Here is a 16,799-nt window from a genome sequence, read left to right as displayed (position 1 = left end):
CTTTTTCAAAATGGTTCATTCATCAAAAGACACATGTGTGATGCTCGCCTTTTGCATATTAAAAACCTGAAATATTCGCAAAATGTGAAGGGCTTACCGAGGCCAAGGGACGAGGATGTGATTGTAATGTCACAGGCTGGAAATGGTAACAATTCCGGGAAAATGCTCCTCCGGAGGGATTGAAAAACAACATGGCTTCAGTTATTATAAAAAATTGGGATAGTTTACAAAATTTATATACAGATAAGGTTATACTATGGAGTCAGTTACAGAAAAGAAAGAGATAAAAAGAGATATTTTCTCGATCATCATCGGGGCAATCATGGCGGTGATATTGGCGGGACTTATAGCCCTGCTGGTCTATGGCCAGATTATGATTAAGAATCCGGATTTGTTCAATCCGCGATGCGATATTCTCGATATTACCTGGACTTGGGAAAAAGAAGACGGAGACGAAACGGGGATTGTGCTGCCCGCAATTTTGGATCAGGACGAGGTTACGCCGATTACCATGTCTGCGCAGTTGCCGGATAATATCAAGGATGATGACATGCTGTGCTTTGTTACCGGTCGTGATTTTGAGGTATATATTGATCATCATTTGCGCTATGTCTACTCAGACAACGAGCGGAAATTTCCGGGCTATGTAGTCAAGTCGGTGGTTGTTCCGGTTGAACTGTCCGCACAGGACAGCGGCAAGGAAATTCGCATAGTGCGCAACGATACAGAATTGAGCAATAGATATATTCATGAGATTTATCTGGGAAATATGTATGGAATCCTTTCCAGACTTGTCCGGGAAAACGGATTGCAGCTGATTCTTTCCGTCATTTTGGCGGTGGTCGCATTGATTGTGTGGATTATCGCAATGTTCGTGCAGCGCAGAAAGTATTATCGCGTACCGCTCGGCTATCTGTCGGGAGGTCTGTTTGCGAGTGCGATGTGGTCGATTTTTGACAGTCTGCTGTATCAGTTTATCTTCGGCAATTATTATGTGGACGGATGCATGGGATATTTGATCACCATGCTGATTCCGTATCCGTATTTCCTGTATGTGGACTGCCTGCAAAAGCGTCGTTATCATAAAGTATTCCAGGTGTTATCGCTGATTCTTCTGATAGATTTTGTGGTGATTTCCGGACTTCACTTCAGCCATGTGGTCAGCTTTGCAGATTCCATGTTGGCAATGAATAGTGTGCTTGCTACCGTGATTTTGGTGGCTTTGATTTTGCTGGCCTATGATATTTTTGTCAAGGCACATCGGGAATATCTCACTTTGGCGATTGGTTTTGCCGGTTTGATTTTCTTCTCCATAGTAGAAATTTTTATGCTGAATGTGGTTGGCGAACCATATCGTCTGGATGGAATCTTTTTGATTATCGGATTGTATTTCCTGCTGGTTCTCTCATCGATTGATGCCTATAATCAGACGGTGAATGCACATCATGAGGCGGCACATGCGCAGGAGGCAAACCGCGCCAAGACGGAATTCCTTGCCAATATGTCGCATGAGATTCGCACTCCGATCAATGCGATTGTCGGTTTAAACGAGCTGATTATTCGCGAATCCGAGAAAAATCAGGTGCGCGAATATGCGACCAATGTCAAAGAAGCCAGTGAACATTTGCTTGAGATTGTAAATGATATTCTTGATTTTTCGAGAATCGAGTCGGGCAAAGTCGAAATCGTGGATCAGGAATATGACATCAGTGCGCTGCTTAATGCAATCATTCCGATGATGCAGATGAGAGCGGCGGAAAAACGATTGAAATTCTTTGTGGATGTGGATCCGACACTGCCGCGCACACTTTACGGTGACGATAAGCGTATTCGTGAGATTCTGCTGAATATCCTGAATAACGCGATTAAATATACCAATGAGGGTAGCGTCACGATTACGATGAGTCGCCGCGACGCGGAGAGCGGATTTTATCTGTTCATTTCCGTCAAAGATACCGGAATCGGAATCAAGGAAAGTGACTTTGATAAGCTCTTTACCAATTTTGAACGTCTCGATTATGCGCGTAACCGGGATGTGGAGGGAACCGGACTTGGTCTGGCCATCACGCATCAGTTACTTGATTTGATGGGCGGACTGATTGATGTCAAAAGTGAATATGGCATCGGTTCGGAGTTTATGGTCTGGATTCCGCAACAGATTGTTGATCCAAAACCAATCGGGGCATTTGATCGATACATGCGCAATTACCATCAGGCTACGAGAGATGGTCAGACTACAAATATATTCGCACCACATGCCCGCATTATGGTCGTTGATGACAATCGCATGAACCTGAAAGTGTTCTGCGGACTGCTGAAAGATTCGCAAATTCGAATCGATACCTGTACCGGTGGCGCGGAAATGCTCGATCTGATCGAGATGAATCATTATGATATCATTTTCTTGGATCATATGATGCCGGGAATGGATGGCATTGAAACACTGCATCGCGCAAAAAATTCGGAGAAGAGTCTGTGCCGGGATACCCCTTATATTGCACTGACGGCAAATGCCATCGAGGGAGCGCGGGAAGAATATTTGAAGGAAGGATTCACGGATTATCTGAGTAAGCCGATACGCTGGACGGATTTGGAAGAACTCTTATGCAAATATCTGCATTTGGAGAAAGAAATGTCTGAGGCATCGGAAAATCCTGAATATGAATCGGATGGTGCAAAAACCTCTGAGCAAAATCCGGAACGAAGCGAGACAACAAAATCCGATTATTTACATTCGGAATCGGCCATTCCGTCGGCACCGGTTGCAGAGGAGCTGAATATTGCGGCAATTCGTGGTCTGTTTGAAGCGGAAGCTTCGACGGCTTCAACTGTTTCGGAAGAGCAGGAAACATCGGAATCTGAGCAGCATCCGTCTCCGGAAAAGCTCCTCGATCACAATATGGCGATGCTGTATTGCGGAGGACTGGAAGAACTGTATCATGAGACATTGGAAGTCTTTATCGATTCTGCCCAGTCAGTGAAAGACGAGATGGATGCCGCGCTGGAGAGAGAGGATCTGGAAGCGTATCGCGTGCATGCGCATTCCTTAAAGTCCAACAGCAAGACAATCGGAGCACTGGAATTGTTCGGCTGTGCGCGTGATCTGGAGGATGCATGTAAGAATCAAAATATAGATTATATTCGCAAGAATCATTTTGAAGTCATGGATATGTATGATGAAACGGTAGCAATGGCAAAATATGAGCTGTCCAAATAGACAATAGGACAAAAAAAGATTACAATATACATAAACTATGCAATATGGGGTTTGGTGCATAGACGCGACTGAAAAATGCGGAGGTATTTTGCATGGGAAAAACTACAGTAATGGTAATCGGAGGAAAGGAATCTTTTGTCATTCGCGTTCTGGTAAAGAAGCTGGTTGACTCGGAGATTGATGCATTTTACGCTCCGGCAACGGTGGATTCCATTAATGAGGGATGGAATAAATGTTCTTTGATTACCTATTACATGGACGGCGGAGAAGTCATACATGATGAGGTGCGCCGGTTCCTGATTGATAAAATTACGGATGAAGGGAAACCGCTGATTCTGATTGGCGACAAAGTGGATGCCAAGGCAGAAAGAGACAAGATGCCGAGCGATGTGATTTATACCATATTTCCACGTCCACTTGACAATGAATTATATATTAAGACAGTGTCCGATTTGTTCGACAAAATTGAGCATGGTGAATTCAAAAAGAGCATTCTGGTTGTGGATGATGACATGACTTATCTGGGCCTCGTGCGAGAGTGGCTCAAAGATGATTATCGTGTAGCAATGGCGAATTCCGGATTGCAGGCGATTAAGTGGCTTGGCAAAAACAAGGCCGACCTGATTCTGCTGGACTATGAAATGCCGATTACCTCAGGCCCGCAGGTGCTTGAGATGCTTCGAGCCGATGAGGAGACCAAACATATTCCGGTCATCTTTTTAACAGGCAAAGGAGATAAAGCCAGCGTTATGGGGGTTGTGGCTTTGAAACCGGAAGGCTATTTGTTGAAGACAATTCAAAAAGATGAACTGCTGGATAATCTGCAAAAATATTTCCAGCTTCATGCGGATTAAGGAGAGGGATGATCTGCAGGATTCCTGAAATCATGGAAACAATAGAACTATAAAAAAGGAGTGGCAAATGCCACTCCTTTTATGCTGGTTTTATATTATCCAAAATAGCGCTCAAGCAGTCCCTTTAATGCTTTTCCGTGACGTGCCTCATCCCTTGCCATCTCATGAACCGTATCATGAATTGCATCGAGATTGTATTTCTTTGCGCATTTGGCAAGATCGGTTTTGCCGGCAGTTGCGCCAAATTCGCAATCAACACGCCATGCAAGATTCTTCTTTGTAGAGGCGGTCATATTTGCCTCGAGATCCTCGCCCAGCAATTCTGCAAATTTTGCAGCATGCTCAGCCTCTTCGAAGGCAGCCTTCTCCCAATATAATCCGATTTCCGGATAACCTTCACGATGTGCGATACGCGCCATGCAAAGATACATTCCGACTTCAGAACATTCTCCATCGAAATTTGCCTTTAACTGTTCAAAGATATATTTCTTATCCTCTTCAGGAATGGCATCATTATTTTTCACGGTCTTGGCATAAACACCATATTCATGCTCTGCAGCAAGTGTCATTTCACCTTCCACCTTCTTGAACTGGTCTGATCCGACATGACATACCGGACACTCCTCCGGTGGATTGTCACCTTCATGTACATAACCACATACTGAACATACCCATTTTGCCATAGTTGCTTCCTCCTTAAATTATGAAAAATTAGTTGTGCTGTTGAGACAGTTCTGACAGCGTCCGTAAAATTGCAGATGATAGCCATCAATCTGTCCTTTTGTGGACAATGCCTTTGCGGCCTCTTCAGTTAGTCTCTCTCTCGGAAGATAGTCCATATCGTAGACGTTTCCACATGCGGTGCAGATGAAATGCACATGTTCATGCGTGTGTCCGTCGAATCGATCCGGACCGATTCCGGTGGTAATTTTCAAAATTTGTCCGCTCTCTGCAAGCTGCGAAAGATTGCGATAAACAGTTCCCAGGCTGATATTCGGCTGGTGCGTGCGCACGCTTTCATAAACCATATCAGCTGTTGGATGATCATATCGGGAAAGCAGATCGTTGAGAATGCTCTCTCGCTGTCGACTATACTTAATCACCGTGTTTACGCTCCTTTCTAAACAAATTAGGAATCATTACTATGTTTAGAATATAACAAATAAACTCAATCGTGTCAATACTTAAAAAGCAAAAACAGGAATGATTACTGTTTTATTTTAAAAAGGCATCCATGATATTGATTTTTTTTGCCATTTCGTGGATTTGTGCAGAATTGGCAGACAGATAAAGTTCAAGCGCTGCAACCTCTTCGTCGCTGAATCCGTTGTTGGAGAGAATCTTGCCGTCCGGCAGTCGCCCCTCAGCCGAACGGGTATCATCTTCAAAAACAACGTAGATTTGTTTTTGACCATTTTTTTCGACAATTGATGAGACTGACATATTCAAATCGTCACGCATAAGTGTCTCCTTTCAAGTAACAGATAGTACTAGTGTACCAGTTATGCACAATTCGATGTGGAAACTGTGGATAAACTGTCTGACAATTTGCAATGAATCGGTAATATTTTCGTTATATTTGTGGCTCTGACTGAAACGGATTGATGTAAGAGTAACGATAATGATCCGACCATTTTCCGTTTAATTTAATATAATCATGGCATATCCCTTCTTGCTCAAAACCAAGTTTCTCCACAAGGCGGATAGATGGCGCATTGTGGATTTCCACAAAGGCTTGCACACGATGAATGCCTTCTTCTGTAAACAGAGAGGTTAGTGCATAGCCAATGGCCTCGCGTGCATATCCATGATGGTGAAATTCCGTCGCAAATTTGTAACCGAGTTCACAGTTGCTGAAATAATTACGTGTAATCTCATGAAAACAAATTGTGCCGATAATGACATTCGGCTCTTCTTTGCGAAAAACGTAATATCGGATATGGGTGCCTTTCACCATGGCATTGAATTCGAATTTCAATACACTTTTCTGAAATGCATGCGTATAAAAATTGGGGATGCGATCCGGCTCATAACGCTCAAAAAATAATTTGTCGTTTAAATAAAAATCCAAAACCCTTGTCGCATTGGTATTATCCGCTTTGAGTACTTTTAAAAGTAATCGCGGGGTTTCGTATTCTAATTGCATTTTGCACTCCAAGTAGTTTTAAAATTAGGATAAAAGTGCTACTATGATTTATTATAACATGATTGCAGATGAATGAATATAAGGAAAATAACGCATTTATGAAGAAAATGACAGAAGACGAAAAATTTATGAAAGAAGCATTGCGGCAGGCAAAAAAAGCCATGCGGCTCGATGAAGTCCCGATTGGCTGTGTGATTGTGCACGACGGCAAAATCATTGCGAGGGGATACAATCGTCGCAATACGGATAAAAATACGCTGGCACACGCGGAGATGATTGCGATTCGAAAGGCCAGCAAGCGCTATGGAGACTGGAGACTGGAAGATTGTACCTTATATGTGACGCTGGAACCATGCCAGATGTGCGCGGGCGCAATCGTCCAATGCCGTATGGGGCGCGTGGTGATTGGAGCGATGAATCCCAAAGCGGGCTGCGCCGGATCCGTGCTCAATCTGCTGCAGATGGAAGCCTTCAATCATCAGGTCCCGACCGACCGAGGCGTGCTTGGAGAGGTATGCAGTGAAATGCTTTCGGATTACTTTCGCGGACTGCGTGCACGCAAGCGCCTCGAAAAGCAAAGGGACACCGCAGAATCTTGACATTTTCCGCAATAACAATTATACTAAAATCTCCGAGCAGCCGGGGTGGTAGCGGTGCCTTGAACCAACAATCCGCTATAGTTGGGGTGATGTTTGGCAGAGGGTTATGCTGGTAAAGCAGCCCCGTACAGACGGCGTTGACGCCTGGGTCTTACGCAATGAGAATTCCCGAACCGGGTCAGGGTGGGAACACAGCAGCCCTAAGGGAAACCTTTCATGTGTCGTAGGGGTGCCTGGGGGGAGTTGGCTGTACAGGTAGCGTTTATTGGTCAAATTCGAAGTCAAACGCTCGGTTTTTTAGATTCATAATCCGACGAAATCGGCATTATGAATTTTTTTTGCCTAAAAATCCCTATTGACAACTAGGAATTATATAGTATAGTATCATACTAGGAATTAAAATCCATTTGAAATACCGGAGGAACAAATATGAAGATATCCACAAAGGGAAGATATGCACTGCGTCTGATGTTGGACGTGGCATTAAATGAAAAAGGGACACCGGTGAGCCTGAAAGACATTTCGCGACGCCAGGATATTTCTGAAAAATATCTTGAGCAGATTATTGCGATTCTGAACAAAGCGGGATATGTGCGAAGTATTCGCGGTGCGCAAGGCGGATATTTGCTGACACGTAGCCCGGAGGAGTACAGTGTGGGCGACATTTTGCGATTGACGGAAGGATCGCTGGCGCCGGTTGCCTGCATTGACGGTGCGGAATCGGAATGTCTGAAGATGAACGATTGTGTTACATACCTCGTATACAAGAAGATTAATGATGCAATTAATGAGGTTGTGGACAATATTACACTCCAGGATCTGCTTGACTGGAAGAACGAAAAGAACGGGATGTATGTGATTTAACAAGAAAAGAGGTACAATCATGGAACAATTAATATACCTAGACAATGCGGCAACCACAGCGGTTGCACCGGAGGTGCTCGAAGCGATGCTTCCGTTTTTCTGCGAGCATTACGGTAATCCATCCGCGATATACAGCTTTGCATCTGAGTCCAAAGCAGCGGTAGACAAGGCTCGCACAGTAATTGCAAACGCAATCGGAGCCAAAAATGAAGAGATTTACTTTACTGCAGGCGGAAGTGAGTCCGATAATTGGGCGCTCAAAGCGACTGCAGAGGCATATGCTTCGAAAGGAAAGCATATCATCACGACCAAAATCGAGCATCATGCAATTTTGCATACGGCGCAGTGGCTCGAGCAGAATGGATATGAAGTGACATATCTCGATGTCGACGCGGACGGACGTGTGAATCCGGCCGATGTAGAGGCTGCGATTCGTCCGGACACCATATTGATTTCGGTGATGGCAGCAAACAATGAAATCGGAACCATTGAACCGTTGAAGGAGATTGGTGCCATTGCAAAGGCACATTCAGTCCTGTTTCACACCGATGCGGTGCAGGCCTTTGGACATATTCCACTTGATGTAGATGAAATGGGAATCGATATGCTTTCTGCCAGCGGACACAAGATCAACGGTCCGAAAGGAATCGGATTCCTCTATATCAGAAGAGGTGTCAAGATTCGCAATTTTGTTCACGGCGGTGCGCAGGAACGCAATCGACGTGCGGGAACACATAATGTACCGGGAATTGTCGGAATGGGCAAGGCGACAGAACTGGCGATTGCCAATATGAAGGAAACAGCCGAATACGAAACCCAGCTTCGCGATTATCTGATTTCACGTGTGCTTGAAGAGATTCCGCATGCGGTGTTGCATGGCAGCAAAGAATATCGTTTGCCGAACAATGCCAATTTCGGATTCCGATTTATCGAAGGAGAATCGATGCTGATTCTGTTGGATCAAAACGGCATCTGCGCAAGCTCCGGATCGGCATGTACATCCGGCTCGCTCGATCCGTCGCATGTACTTCTTGCAATCGGCATCCCGCATGAGCGTGCACACGGCTCATTGCGCATTACCATCTCCCGCGAGACAACGCGTGAGCAGATTGATTTTACTATAGAGAATTTAAAGAAGATTATCGTGCGTTTGCGCAGTATGTCTCCACTTTACGAAGATTACGTGAAAAAGAACGCATAAACTGATAGAATAGAGAGGCGAATACAATGTATAGCGAAAAAGTAATGGATCATTTTAATAATCCGAGAAACGTCGGAGAAATGGAAAATCCATCCGGTGTCGGAACTGTCGGCAACGCAAAATGCGGTGACATTATGCGTATGTATTTGGACATCGACGATCAGGGTGTGATTCAGGAAGCAAAATTCAAAACTTTCGGATGCGGTGCAGCAGTGGCAACCAGTTCCATGGCAACTGAACTGGTCAAAGGCAAGACCGTACAGGAAGCAATGACTGTGACAAACAGGGCTGTAATGGAGGCGCTGGACGGACTTCCGCCGGTAAAGGTACATTGTTCCTTGCTTGCAGAAGAGGCAATTCATGCGGCACTGTGGGATTACAGTGAAAAAACAGGAACACAAATCGAAGGGTTGCAGAAGCCGGTGAATGACATCGGTGAAAAGGAAGAAGCCCCGGAAGAGGAGTACTAAATCATCTATGAAGGAAAAAGTTGTTGTCGGGATGTCCGGTGGAGTGGATTCATCGGTGGCGGCTTATCTGCTAAAAGAACAGGGATATGATGTCATCGGTGTGACGATGCAGATCTGGCAGGAAGAAGAGCCCGAAATCATATCTGAATCAGGTGGATGCTGCGGTCTGAGTGCGGTTGAGGACGCCAGACGCGTGGCGGAAAGACTCGAAATTCCGTATTATGTAATGAATTTCCGCTCAGAGTTTCAAAAAGCGGTCATTGATTATTTCGTGTCGGAATATGAAAGAGCATATACGCCAAACCCGTGTATCGCCTGCAATCGCTATGTGAAATGGGAAGCTTTGCTGCATCGCGCAATCGAAATCGGTGCGGATTATATTGCAACAGGTCACTATGCCCGCATTGACAGGCTGGCGAATGGGCGTTATGCGATTCGCAACTCGGTGACTGCGGCAAAGGACCAGACTTATGCATTATATAATCTGACGCAGGATCAGCTGAAGCATACGCTGATGCCGGTAGGAGACTTTGAAAAAAGCAGAATTCGCGAAATCGCGGAGGAGATTGGCCTTCCGGTCGCACATAAGAGTGACAGCCAGGATATCTGTTTTGTGCCGGATCATGATTATGCCGGATTTATCGCGCGTGAAACCGGCCGCAAGCCGGTTCCGGGCAACTTTGTACTTGAAGATGGCACTGTAATCGGTGAACACAAAGGTTTGATTCACTATACAATCGGACAGCGTAAAGGGCTTGGAATTACAGCAGAAACACCACTGTTTGTCAAAGAACTCCGCCCGGAGACGAATGAAGTGGTAATATGCAAATCGGAGGATTTGTTTACGAAAACCTGCATCATAGACGATGTCAATTACATGGCTGTGGACAAAATCGAAGGGCCTGTCAATACATTTGGCAAGGTGCGATATTCGCATCGAGGCGCGGATTGTGTGATTGAGCCCATGCTGGATGGAAAAGTTAAAGCAACTTTTAACGAACCGCAGCGCGCGATGACACCGGGGCAGGCGGCTGTGTTCTATGAGGGCGATCATGTACTGTGTGGTGGACGTATTATAAAAGCATAAAAAAGGTAGTGTCGTTTGACACTACCTTTTTTGATGAAAAGACTATTCGTCTGATTCGCCGTTATAATCGACGCGCTTGGTCTGACGCTTCTGTGAGCGATTGCGCGACCGGTTGTTTTTGGAATGATTGTTGTTTTTGCGGTTTTCCTGTCGATGATTGTTTTGCGGCGCAGGTGCTGCCTGTGCCTCGGTTGCTTCGGCATTTTCAGCCTTCGCTCTGGCAGGGCGCTCCTTCTTGCGACCGATATAAACATTCCATTTCATATATGCTTCCTGCATATTGCGGGAGCGGTATATTTCCGTGCGCTCTTCTCCGATGACATCGGTAATCGTATATTGACCGCGGTCATATTCAAATTCTGCAATTTTATTTTCCAATTCTTTGGTGCCAAGCATAAATTTTTTGATTGCCGGCTCCTTGTGTTGATTCGCATTGTTGCGATGATGATTATTATTTGCCATAATTACCTCTTTCAATACGAAAAAGTATAACATAAAAAATCATGATTGCAAATGACAATTCGCTTTCTTTATATTATAATGAAACATATTATAAAGAAACCAATAAGGCAGAAGAATATGGACAGAAAGGACTTGCTTATGCTTAGAATCGGTATGTTGACCAGTGGTGGTGACTGTCAGGCTTTGAACGCAGCGATGCGCGGTGTGGTAAAAAGCCTCGCGGCGAATGTTGCGGACCTTGAGGTTTATGGATTCGAGAACGGATACAAGGGATTGATTTATGGCAATTATCGTTTGTTGACTTCGAAGGATTTTTCAGGCATTCTGACAAAAGGCGGAACGATTCTGGGTTCTTCGCGTCAGCCGTTCAAACTTATGCGCGTTCCGGATGAGAATGGCGTGGACAAAGTTGAGGCGATGAAGCAGACCTATTACAAGCTCAGTCTGGATTGTCTGGTGATTCTCGGTGGCAATGGTACGCAAAAGACTGCGAATCTGCTTCGCGAGGAGGGATTAAATGTCATTCATTTGCCAAAGACCATCGACAATGATATCTATGGTACCGATGTGACATTCGGATTCCAGAGCGCAATCAATATTGCAACAGATGCAATTGACTGCATTCATACAACTGCTGCTTCCCATAACCGTGTATTTATTGTGGAAGTTATGGGACATAAGGTTGGATGGCTGACATTATATGCCGGAATTGCCGGTGGCGCAGACATTATTCTGCTTCCGGAAATTCCATATGATATTGATAAAGTTGTGGAAGCAGTCCAAAAACGCAGCAGTGAAGGAAAAGGCTTTACAATTCTTGCTGTCGCAGAAGGTGCGATTTCAAAAGAGGATGCAAAGCTTTCTAAGAAAGAATACAAGAAAAAGGTGGAGAAGCGCAAAGCCCCATCTGTTTCTTATGAAATTGCAGAGCAAATCAAGGAAGTGTGTGGTACGGAAGTGCGCGTGACGGTTCCGGGACATACACAGCGCGGCGGCAGTCCTTGCCCGTATGACCGTGTATTGTGCACGAGATTGGGTTCTGCTGCAGCACAGGCAATCATGGACCGCGATTTTGGATGCATGATTGCAATGATAAACGGAAAAACGAAAAAAGTACCGCTGGAAGAATGCGCAGGCAAATTAAAATCCGTTGATCCGGACGGACAGATGATTATCGAGGCAAAGCGCATGGGAATCAGCTTTGGAGACTAAATGGCTTATACAGCACTTTATCGAAAATTCCGCCCGCAAACGTTTGATGAGGTAAAAGGGCAGGATCATATTGTTACAACACTCAAGAATCAGATAAATGCAAATCGAATGGGACATGCTTACCTGTTTTGTGGAACACGCGGAACAGGTAAGACATCGGTAGCAAAAATATTTGCACGGGCAATCAACTGTGAGCACCCGGTAGATGGAAGTCCATGTGGGGAGTGCCCGACCTGCAAAGCAATTGCAGATGGCACTTCTCTTAATGTAATTGAAATTGATGCGGCATCCAACAACGGTGTCGACAGCATTCGACAGATTCGTGACGAGGTTGCATATACTCCGGCAGAAGGCAAATACAAAGTTTATATCATTGACGAGGTGCATATGCTGACGGTTGCAGCATTCAACGCTTTGCTCAAGACTTTGGAGGAACCGCCGGAATATGTCGTTTTCATTCTTGCAACAACGGAATATCATAAGATCCCGCTGACCATTTTGTCGCGGTGCCAGAAATATGATTTTCACCGCATTACGATTGATACGATTACAGATCGTTTGATGGATCTGATGCGTCAGGAAAATATTGAGGTGGAGGAGCGCGCCATCCGTTATGTGGCGAAAGCCGGTGACGGATCGATGAGAGATGCGCTTTCTTTGCTTGATCAGTGTATCGCTTTCCATATGGGCGAGACGCTGACATATGATAAAGTCCTGGAAGTGCTCGGGGCTGCGGATACGGAGGTGTTCTCGCAGTTACTTCGCGCAGTGATCGGTCAGGATGTGGCATCTGCTCTTGCGGTGCTCGACCGGCTTGCGAACGAAGGACGTGAATTGTCCCAGGCAGTCAATGATTTTATCTGGTATTTGCGCAATCTGTTGCTGGTACAGGTTTCGGATGAACTCGAAGATGTTTTGGACATCTCAACCGAGAATCTGGCAACTTTAAAAGAAGAAGCACAGATGGTAGAGGCAGAAGTACTCTATCGATACATCCGTGTTTTTTCGGAATTATCCAATCAGATTAAAAATGCGACACAAAAGCGCATTTTAATAGAAGTGGCAGTCATCAAGCTGTGCAAACCGGAGATGGAAAGCTCCGATGATTCGATTGTGAACCGATTGAACAATCTGGAAAAGAAAGTGGAAAACGGAGTCGTAACGGTGGCAACTGCTGCGCCTTCACACAGAAATGAACCACCGGCCCCATTGCCGGCGAGTGTGCCGGATGATATCAAGGCGGTGATTCGCGACTGGAATATGTATATTTCCATGGCGACCGGTGCGGCAAAGCAATTCTTTATCATGGTGACCCCATCATTGGGGCCGAACGGAGAATTATTGTTGGTAGTTGACAATCCTGATGCATATGAATATTTGTCCGAGAACCGGGCGAACTGTCTGGATCTGTTTCGACAGAATATCCAGGAGCACATCGGCAAAGAGATTGTAGTCACAGTGCGGATGAATGACACCGGCAAATCGAATGATGCGGCATACGCAGATTTGCGAAATATTGATTTTGACATCGAATTGGAAGAAGATGAGGAGGAAGCATAATTATGGCAAAAAGAGGTGGATTCCCTGGCATGGGTATGCCGGGAAACATGAACAATTTAATGAAGCAGGCGCAGAAAATGCAGCGCCAGATGGAAGAGGCTCAGAAGAATCTCGAAGAACTTGAAATGACTGCAGCAGCAGGTGGCGGAGTGGTTGAAGTAACCGTATCCGGCAAAAAAGAAGTGACAAAAGTAAAAATCGATCCGGAAGCAGTTGATCCGGATGATGTGGAAATGCTCGAAGATTTGATTATGGCAGCGACCAATGAAGCGCTGCGCAAAATCGAAGAAGCTTCACAGCAGTCAATGTCTGCAATCACTGGTGGAATGGGAGCTGGATTGTTCTAAATGGAATATTATAGCAAAGAGATTTCGAAATTAATCGAAGAATTGTCCTCTCTGCCCGGAGTAGGTGAGAAGACTGCACAGCGTCTGGCATTTCATATTATCAGTCTGCCGGAAGAGAATGTGCAGTCTCTTTCTGATTCCATCATCAATGCAAAGAAACGGGTATGCTATTGCAAGGAATGTTTTACCATCACGGATGAAGAGCTGTGCCCGATTTGTAAAGATCCATCCCGCGATCACAAGACCATCATGGTAGTGGAAAATGCACGTGACATGGCAGCATATGAAAAGACGAACAAATACAACGGCGTCTATCATGTGTTACATGGTGCGATTTCACCGATGCTGGGCATTGGACCGAAGGATATCAAACTGACGGAGCTGATGCACCGCCTGCAAAAGGATGTCGATGAGGTGATCATCGCGACGAATTCCAGCCTGGAAGGGGAAACCACGGCGATGTACATCAGCAAACTGATCAAGCCGACAGGAATCAAGACCACACGTATAGCGAGTGGTGTTCCGGTCGGGGGCGATCTGGAATATATTGACGAGGTGACTTTGCTGCGCGCACTGGATGGCAGAACAGAATTATAGAAACAAAGGGATTGCCATGGCAAACAAAAATGGTTTTCAAACAATTGAATCTGATATAGAAGAAATGAATGAACAAATCCGTTCGCATCGCAGAGCGATTGCGCGACGGATTCTTTGTGTTGTGGGAATTCTGATTATCATTTTTGCCGCAACGCAGCTATATCTTGCATTGCGCACATATTCGTCCTATCGCATCGATCATAAGACGGAGCGCCGCGACAGCGAGGCGGTTTCGTTCGACTTCTTCGGAAAAAATATCGTGAAATATACGAATGATGGCGCGATTTGCATGGATGGACAGAATATGCAAATCTGGAACCAATCTTATGAGATGACCACGCCGACACTGGCCAAAAGCGATGATTATCTGGCGATTTTTGATTGTGGCGGAACGGAGGTTTATATCATTTCCGAAAGCGGAACACAGAAGCATCTCGAGATGGCACGCCCGATTCGGGCATTGTCGGTTTCCAATCAGGGAACCGTAGCGGTGCTGATGAAAGATGAGGAAAAAGCAGTTGTCAAATTGTACAACAAAGAGGGCGATGAACTTGCAAACGGTGAATTCTATTTGCAAAACGGAGCTTTTCCTGTGGATGTTGCCTTATCTTTTGATGCAAAGAAAATGGCGCTTTCCCTCGTGGATGCATCGGAAGGAAAAATGAAAAGTGTCATCCGCTTCTATAATTTTGGCTCAGTCGGAAAAAATGAAATTGATAATAACGTCGGAAATTTTGAATATGAAGAAATGTTGATTCCGGAAATTGAATATGTATCAAATGACAAGATGGTTGCATTAAGCGACTCCGAAATCATGATTTTTGAAGGAAGTGAGAAGCCGCAACTGGCATCGGAGCAGAAACTTGAGATACAACCGCGCAGTATTATTTATAACAAAAATTATATCGCGACCGCATCGCAAAATGAGGAAGGATATCAAATCTCCCTTTACAATTTCCGGGGAAAAGAAGTGATGAAGGTAGAGACCGATATCATGTATCGCGATTTTTATTTTTTGGAAAACGGAGAAATGTGCATCAGCGATGGCAATTCGGTTGAGCTGTATACCACGCACAGTATCCGCAAATTCCACTATGTCTTTGACACGGATATTTATCGCATATTGTCACAGGGATCGGGAACAAACTATATCTTTATCCTATCGGATTCTACGCAGGAGGTACATTTGCGATGAATTGGGTACTGGTCGTTTTTGCGCTGATACTGGCGTGGCAGATTGCGTGGGGATATACAACCGGATTCCTGCGCGTAATATACTCACTTGCAAAGTGGGTATTAATTATAGCAATTCTGATCTGGCTGACACCGATGGTGGCAAATATTTTGTCCACGCAAACCGCGTTACAGACCACGATAGAAACGCGTGTAGAAAAACATTTTGAAGAAAAGGCAAAAGAGGTCCTTACGGATGAAAAGAAGGATGCGAACCAAACGGGTGTCCTGACACCGGAAGAACTGGGTGTATATCTGCCAATGACATTGCTGGAAAAGGTGCCGAATCTGGGAACCCTCGCAGAAGAGCAGTTGCAGCAAAACGGCGTATATCATGAACTGGCAACAAAGATCAGCAGTCTCGCGATATATGGCATCGCTGCGATCCTTGTATTGATTATTGCATTTCTGGCTTGCCATATAATGGTAACTCTGTTTCGAATACTGGAAAATTTGCCGGGAATCTCCTTTGTCAATCATGGGCTTGGCCTTGCTGCCGGTGCTATCAAAGGAATGGTGATCATATGGGTTCTGTTGGCACTGCTGGCATTGGAAGCCGGAACTGCCGCGGGAAGGTTTATCGGTCCATATATATATGAGTCGCCGGTGCTAAACTGGTTATACGAAAATAATTTTGTTTTGAGTATTTGGATGATGTTCTTTTAAAATAAGGGGTTGAGAGATATTCCATCAGAAAAAAATAAAAAAATCGAAAACTTTTTGAAAATTATTGTTGACAACATCCATTTCAGATGATATTATACAAAAGCTGACTGCGAGAGAGCAGTAACGAACAGCAAGAACCTTGATAACTGAACAGTGAATAACCTTGAAAGATTTGAAAAACTCGAGAATAATTTTATGGTTTTGAAAAGATTTGAGCTTCTGCCTGCAGAAGTGCGAAAAGATTTTCAAAAGCTTGTATTCGGCGAGAGCCGAACATCGAGCGA

Annotated in this window: 18 protein-coding genes and 1 other RNA gene; 14 read left to right on the top strand and 5 right to left on the bottom strand. The window is 44.9% G+C overall.

Going from position 1 to position 16,799, the window contains the following annotated elements:
• Window positions 1–256 precede the first annotated feature (256 nt).
• Together CSX02_RS07490 and CSX02_RS07485 are read left to right on the top strand one after the other, a co-directional pair.
• Window positions 257–3,217 carry an ATP-binding protein gene (locus CSX02_RS07490; RefSeq protein WP_099386214.1) on the top strand — a complete coding sequence of 987 codons (2,961 nt, stop codon included), beginning with the start codon at window positions 257–259 and terminating at the stop codon, window positions 3,215–3,217.
• A 92-nt stretch (window positions 3,218–3,309) separates the two neighbouring features.
• Window positions 3,310–4,071 carry a response regulator gene (locus CSX02_RS07485; protein ID WP_099386213.1) on the top strand — a complete coding sequence of 254 codons (762 nt, stop codon included), beginning with the start codon at window positions 3,310–3,312 and terminating at the stop codon, window positions 4,069–4,071.
• 95 nt (window positions 4,072–4,166) lie between these two features.
• Here CSX02_RS07485 and CSX02_RS07480 read toward each other — a convergent pair whose 3' ends face one another.
• The 4 genes from CSX02_RS07480 to CSX02_RS07465 all read right to left on the bottom strand — a co-directional run bounded on the left by CSX02_RS07480 (window position 4,167) and on the right by CSX02_RS07465 (window position 6,217).
• The gene (locus CSX02_RS07480; protein ID WP_031543913.1) at window positions 4,167–4,754 is read right to left on the bottom strand and encodes an NADH peroxidase; all 588 of its coding nucleotides are present in this window, start codon (window positions 4,752–4,754) and stop codon (window positions 4,167–4,169) included.
• An 18-nt stretch (window positions 4,755–4,772) separates the two neighbouring features.
• A complete protein-coding gene (locus CSX02_RS07475; RefSeq protein WP_099386212.1) occupies window positions 4,773–5,174 on the bottom strand; it encodes a Fur family transcriptional regulator in 402 nt (133 codons plus the stop codon).
• A gap of 112 nt (window positions 5,175–5,286) precedes the next feature.
• A complete protein-coding gene (locus CSX02_RS07470; RefSeq protein ID WP_031543911.1) occupies window positions 5,287–5,532 on the bottom strand; it encodes a hypothetical protein in 246 nt (81 codons plus the stop codon).
• A 112-nt stretch (window positions 5,533–5,644) separates the two neighbouring features.
• Window positions 5,645–6,217 (bottom strand): GNAT family N-acetyltransferase, encoded by a 573-nt coding sequence (locus CSX02_RS07465; protein WP_099386211.1) that lies wholly within the window; start codon window positions 6,215–6,217, stop codon window positions 5,645–5,647.
• Between the two features lie 107 nt (window positions 6,218–6,324).
• On the opposite strand from CSX02_RS07465, the gene tadA reads away from it, so the two are divergent.
• The 6 genes from tadA to mnmA all read left to right on the top strand — a co-directional run bounded on the left by tadA (window position 6,325) and on the right by mnmA (window position 10,438).
• The gene (gene tadA, locus CSX02_RS07460; RefSeq protein WP_031543908.1) at window positions 6,325–6,816 is read left to right on the top strand and encodes a tRNA adenosine(34) deaminase TadA; all 492 of its coding nucleotides are present in this window, start codon (window positions 6,325–6,327) and stop codon (window positions 6,814–6,816) included.
• A 32-nt stretch (window positions 6,817–6,848) separates the two neighbouring features.
• Window positions 6,849–7,109, top strand: an RNA gene (ffs, locus tag CSX02_RS07455) — signal recognition particle sRNA large type.
• A gap of 136 nt (window positions 7,110–7,245) precedes the next feature.
• Complete coding sequence (locus CSX02_RS07450) at window positions 7,246–7,680, top strand: RrF2 family transcriptional regulator (RefSeq protein ID WP_031543907.1); 435 nt, start codon at window positions 7,246–7,248, stop codon at window positions 7,678–7,680.
• A gap of 19 nt (window positions 7,681–7,699) precedes the next feature.
• Window positions 7,700–8,881, top strand: a complete 1,182-nt coding sequence (gene nifS / locus CSX02_RS07445) for a cysteine desulfurase NifS (RefSeq protein WP_099386210.1) — start codon at window positions 7,700–7,702, stop codon at window positions 8,879–8,881.
• A gap of 26 nt (window positions 8,882–8,907) precedes the next feature.
• Window positions 8,908–9,351 carry a Fe-S cluster assembly scaffold protein NifU gene (nifU, locus tag CSX02_RS07440; protein ID WP_031543904.1) on the top strand — a complete coding sequence of 148 codons (444 nt, stop codon included), beginning with the start codon at window positions 8,908–8,910 and terminating at the stop codon, window positions 9,349–9,351.
• 7 nt (window positions 9,352–9,358) lie between these two features.
• Complete coding sequence (gene mnmA / locus CSX02_RS07435; RefSeq protein WP_099386209.1) at window positions 9,359–10,438, top strand: tRNA 2-thiouridine(34) synthase MnmA; 1,080 nt, start codon at window positions 9,359–9,361, stop codon at window positions 10,436–10,438.
• A 42-nt stretch (window positions 10,439–10,480) separates the two neighbouring features.
• Here mnmA and CSX02_RS07430 read toward each other — a convergent pair whose 3' ends face one another.
• Window positions 10,481–10,900 (bottom strand): hypothetical protein, encoded by a 420-nt coding sequence (locus CSX02_RS07430; protein WP_051637928.1) that lies wholly within the window; start codon window positions 10,898–10,900, stop codon window positions 10,481–10,483.
• Between the two features lie 138 nt (window positions 10,901–11,038).
• On the opposite strand from CSX02_RS07430, the gene CSX02_RS07425 reads away from it, so the two are divergent.
• The 6 genes from CSX02_RS07425 to CSX02_RS07400 are packed head-to-tail and all read left to right on the top strand — an operon-like array spanning window position 11,039 to window position 16,515.
• Entirely contained in the window at window positions 11,039–12,112 is a 1,074-nt protein-coding gene (locus CSX02_RS07425) for a 6-phosphofructokinase (protein WP_031543900.1), read from the top strand.
• Window positions 12,113–13,672 (top strand): DNA polymerase III subunit gamma/tau, encoded by a 1,560-nt coding sequence (dnaX, locus tag CSX02_RS07420; protein WP_099386208.1) that lies wholly within the window; start codon window positions 12,113–12,115, stop codon window positions 13,670–13,672.
• Window positions 13,673–13,674: 2 nt separating this feature from the next.
• Window positions 13,675–14,019, top strand: coding sequence for a YbaB/EbfC family nucleoid-associated protein (locus CSX02_RS07415; protein ID WP_031543898.1), 345 nt, complete (start codon window positions 13,675–13,677; stop codon window positions 14,017–14,019).
• Complete coding sequence (gene recR / locus CSX02_RS07410) at window positions 14,020–14,616, top strand: recombination mediator RecR (RefSeq protein WP_031543896.1); 597 nt, start codon at window positions 14,020–14,022, stop codon at window positions 14,614–14,616.
• Window positions 14,597–15,811 (top strand): DUF5711 family protein, encoded by a 1,215-nt coding sequence (locus CSX02_RS07405; protein ID WP_099386207.1) that lies wholly within the window; start codon window positions 14,597–14,599, stop codon window positions 15,809–15,811. The genes recR and CSX02_RS07405 overlap by 20 nt, the downstream gene beginning before the upstream one ends.
• Window positions 15,808–16,515, top strand: coding sequence for a CvpA family protein (locus CSX02_RS07400; RefSeq protein ID WP_099386206.1), 708 nt, complete (start codon window positions 15,808–15,810; stop codon window positions 16,513–16,515). Before CSX02_RS07405 ends, CSX02_RS07400 begins: the two co-directional genes overlap by 4 nt.
• Window positions 16,516–16,799: the final 284 nt, after the last annotated feature.

The organism is Agathobacter ruminis, from assembly GCF_002735305.1.
GTDB lineage: Bacteria > Bacillota > Clostridia > Lachnospirales > Lachnospiraceae > Roseburia > Roseburia ruminis.
This window is presented reverse-complemented; position numbering and strand designations above follow the sequence as displayed.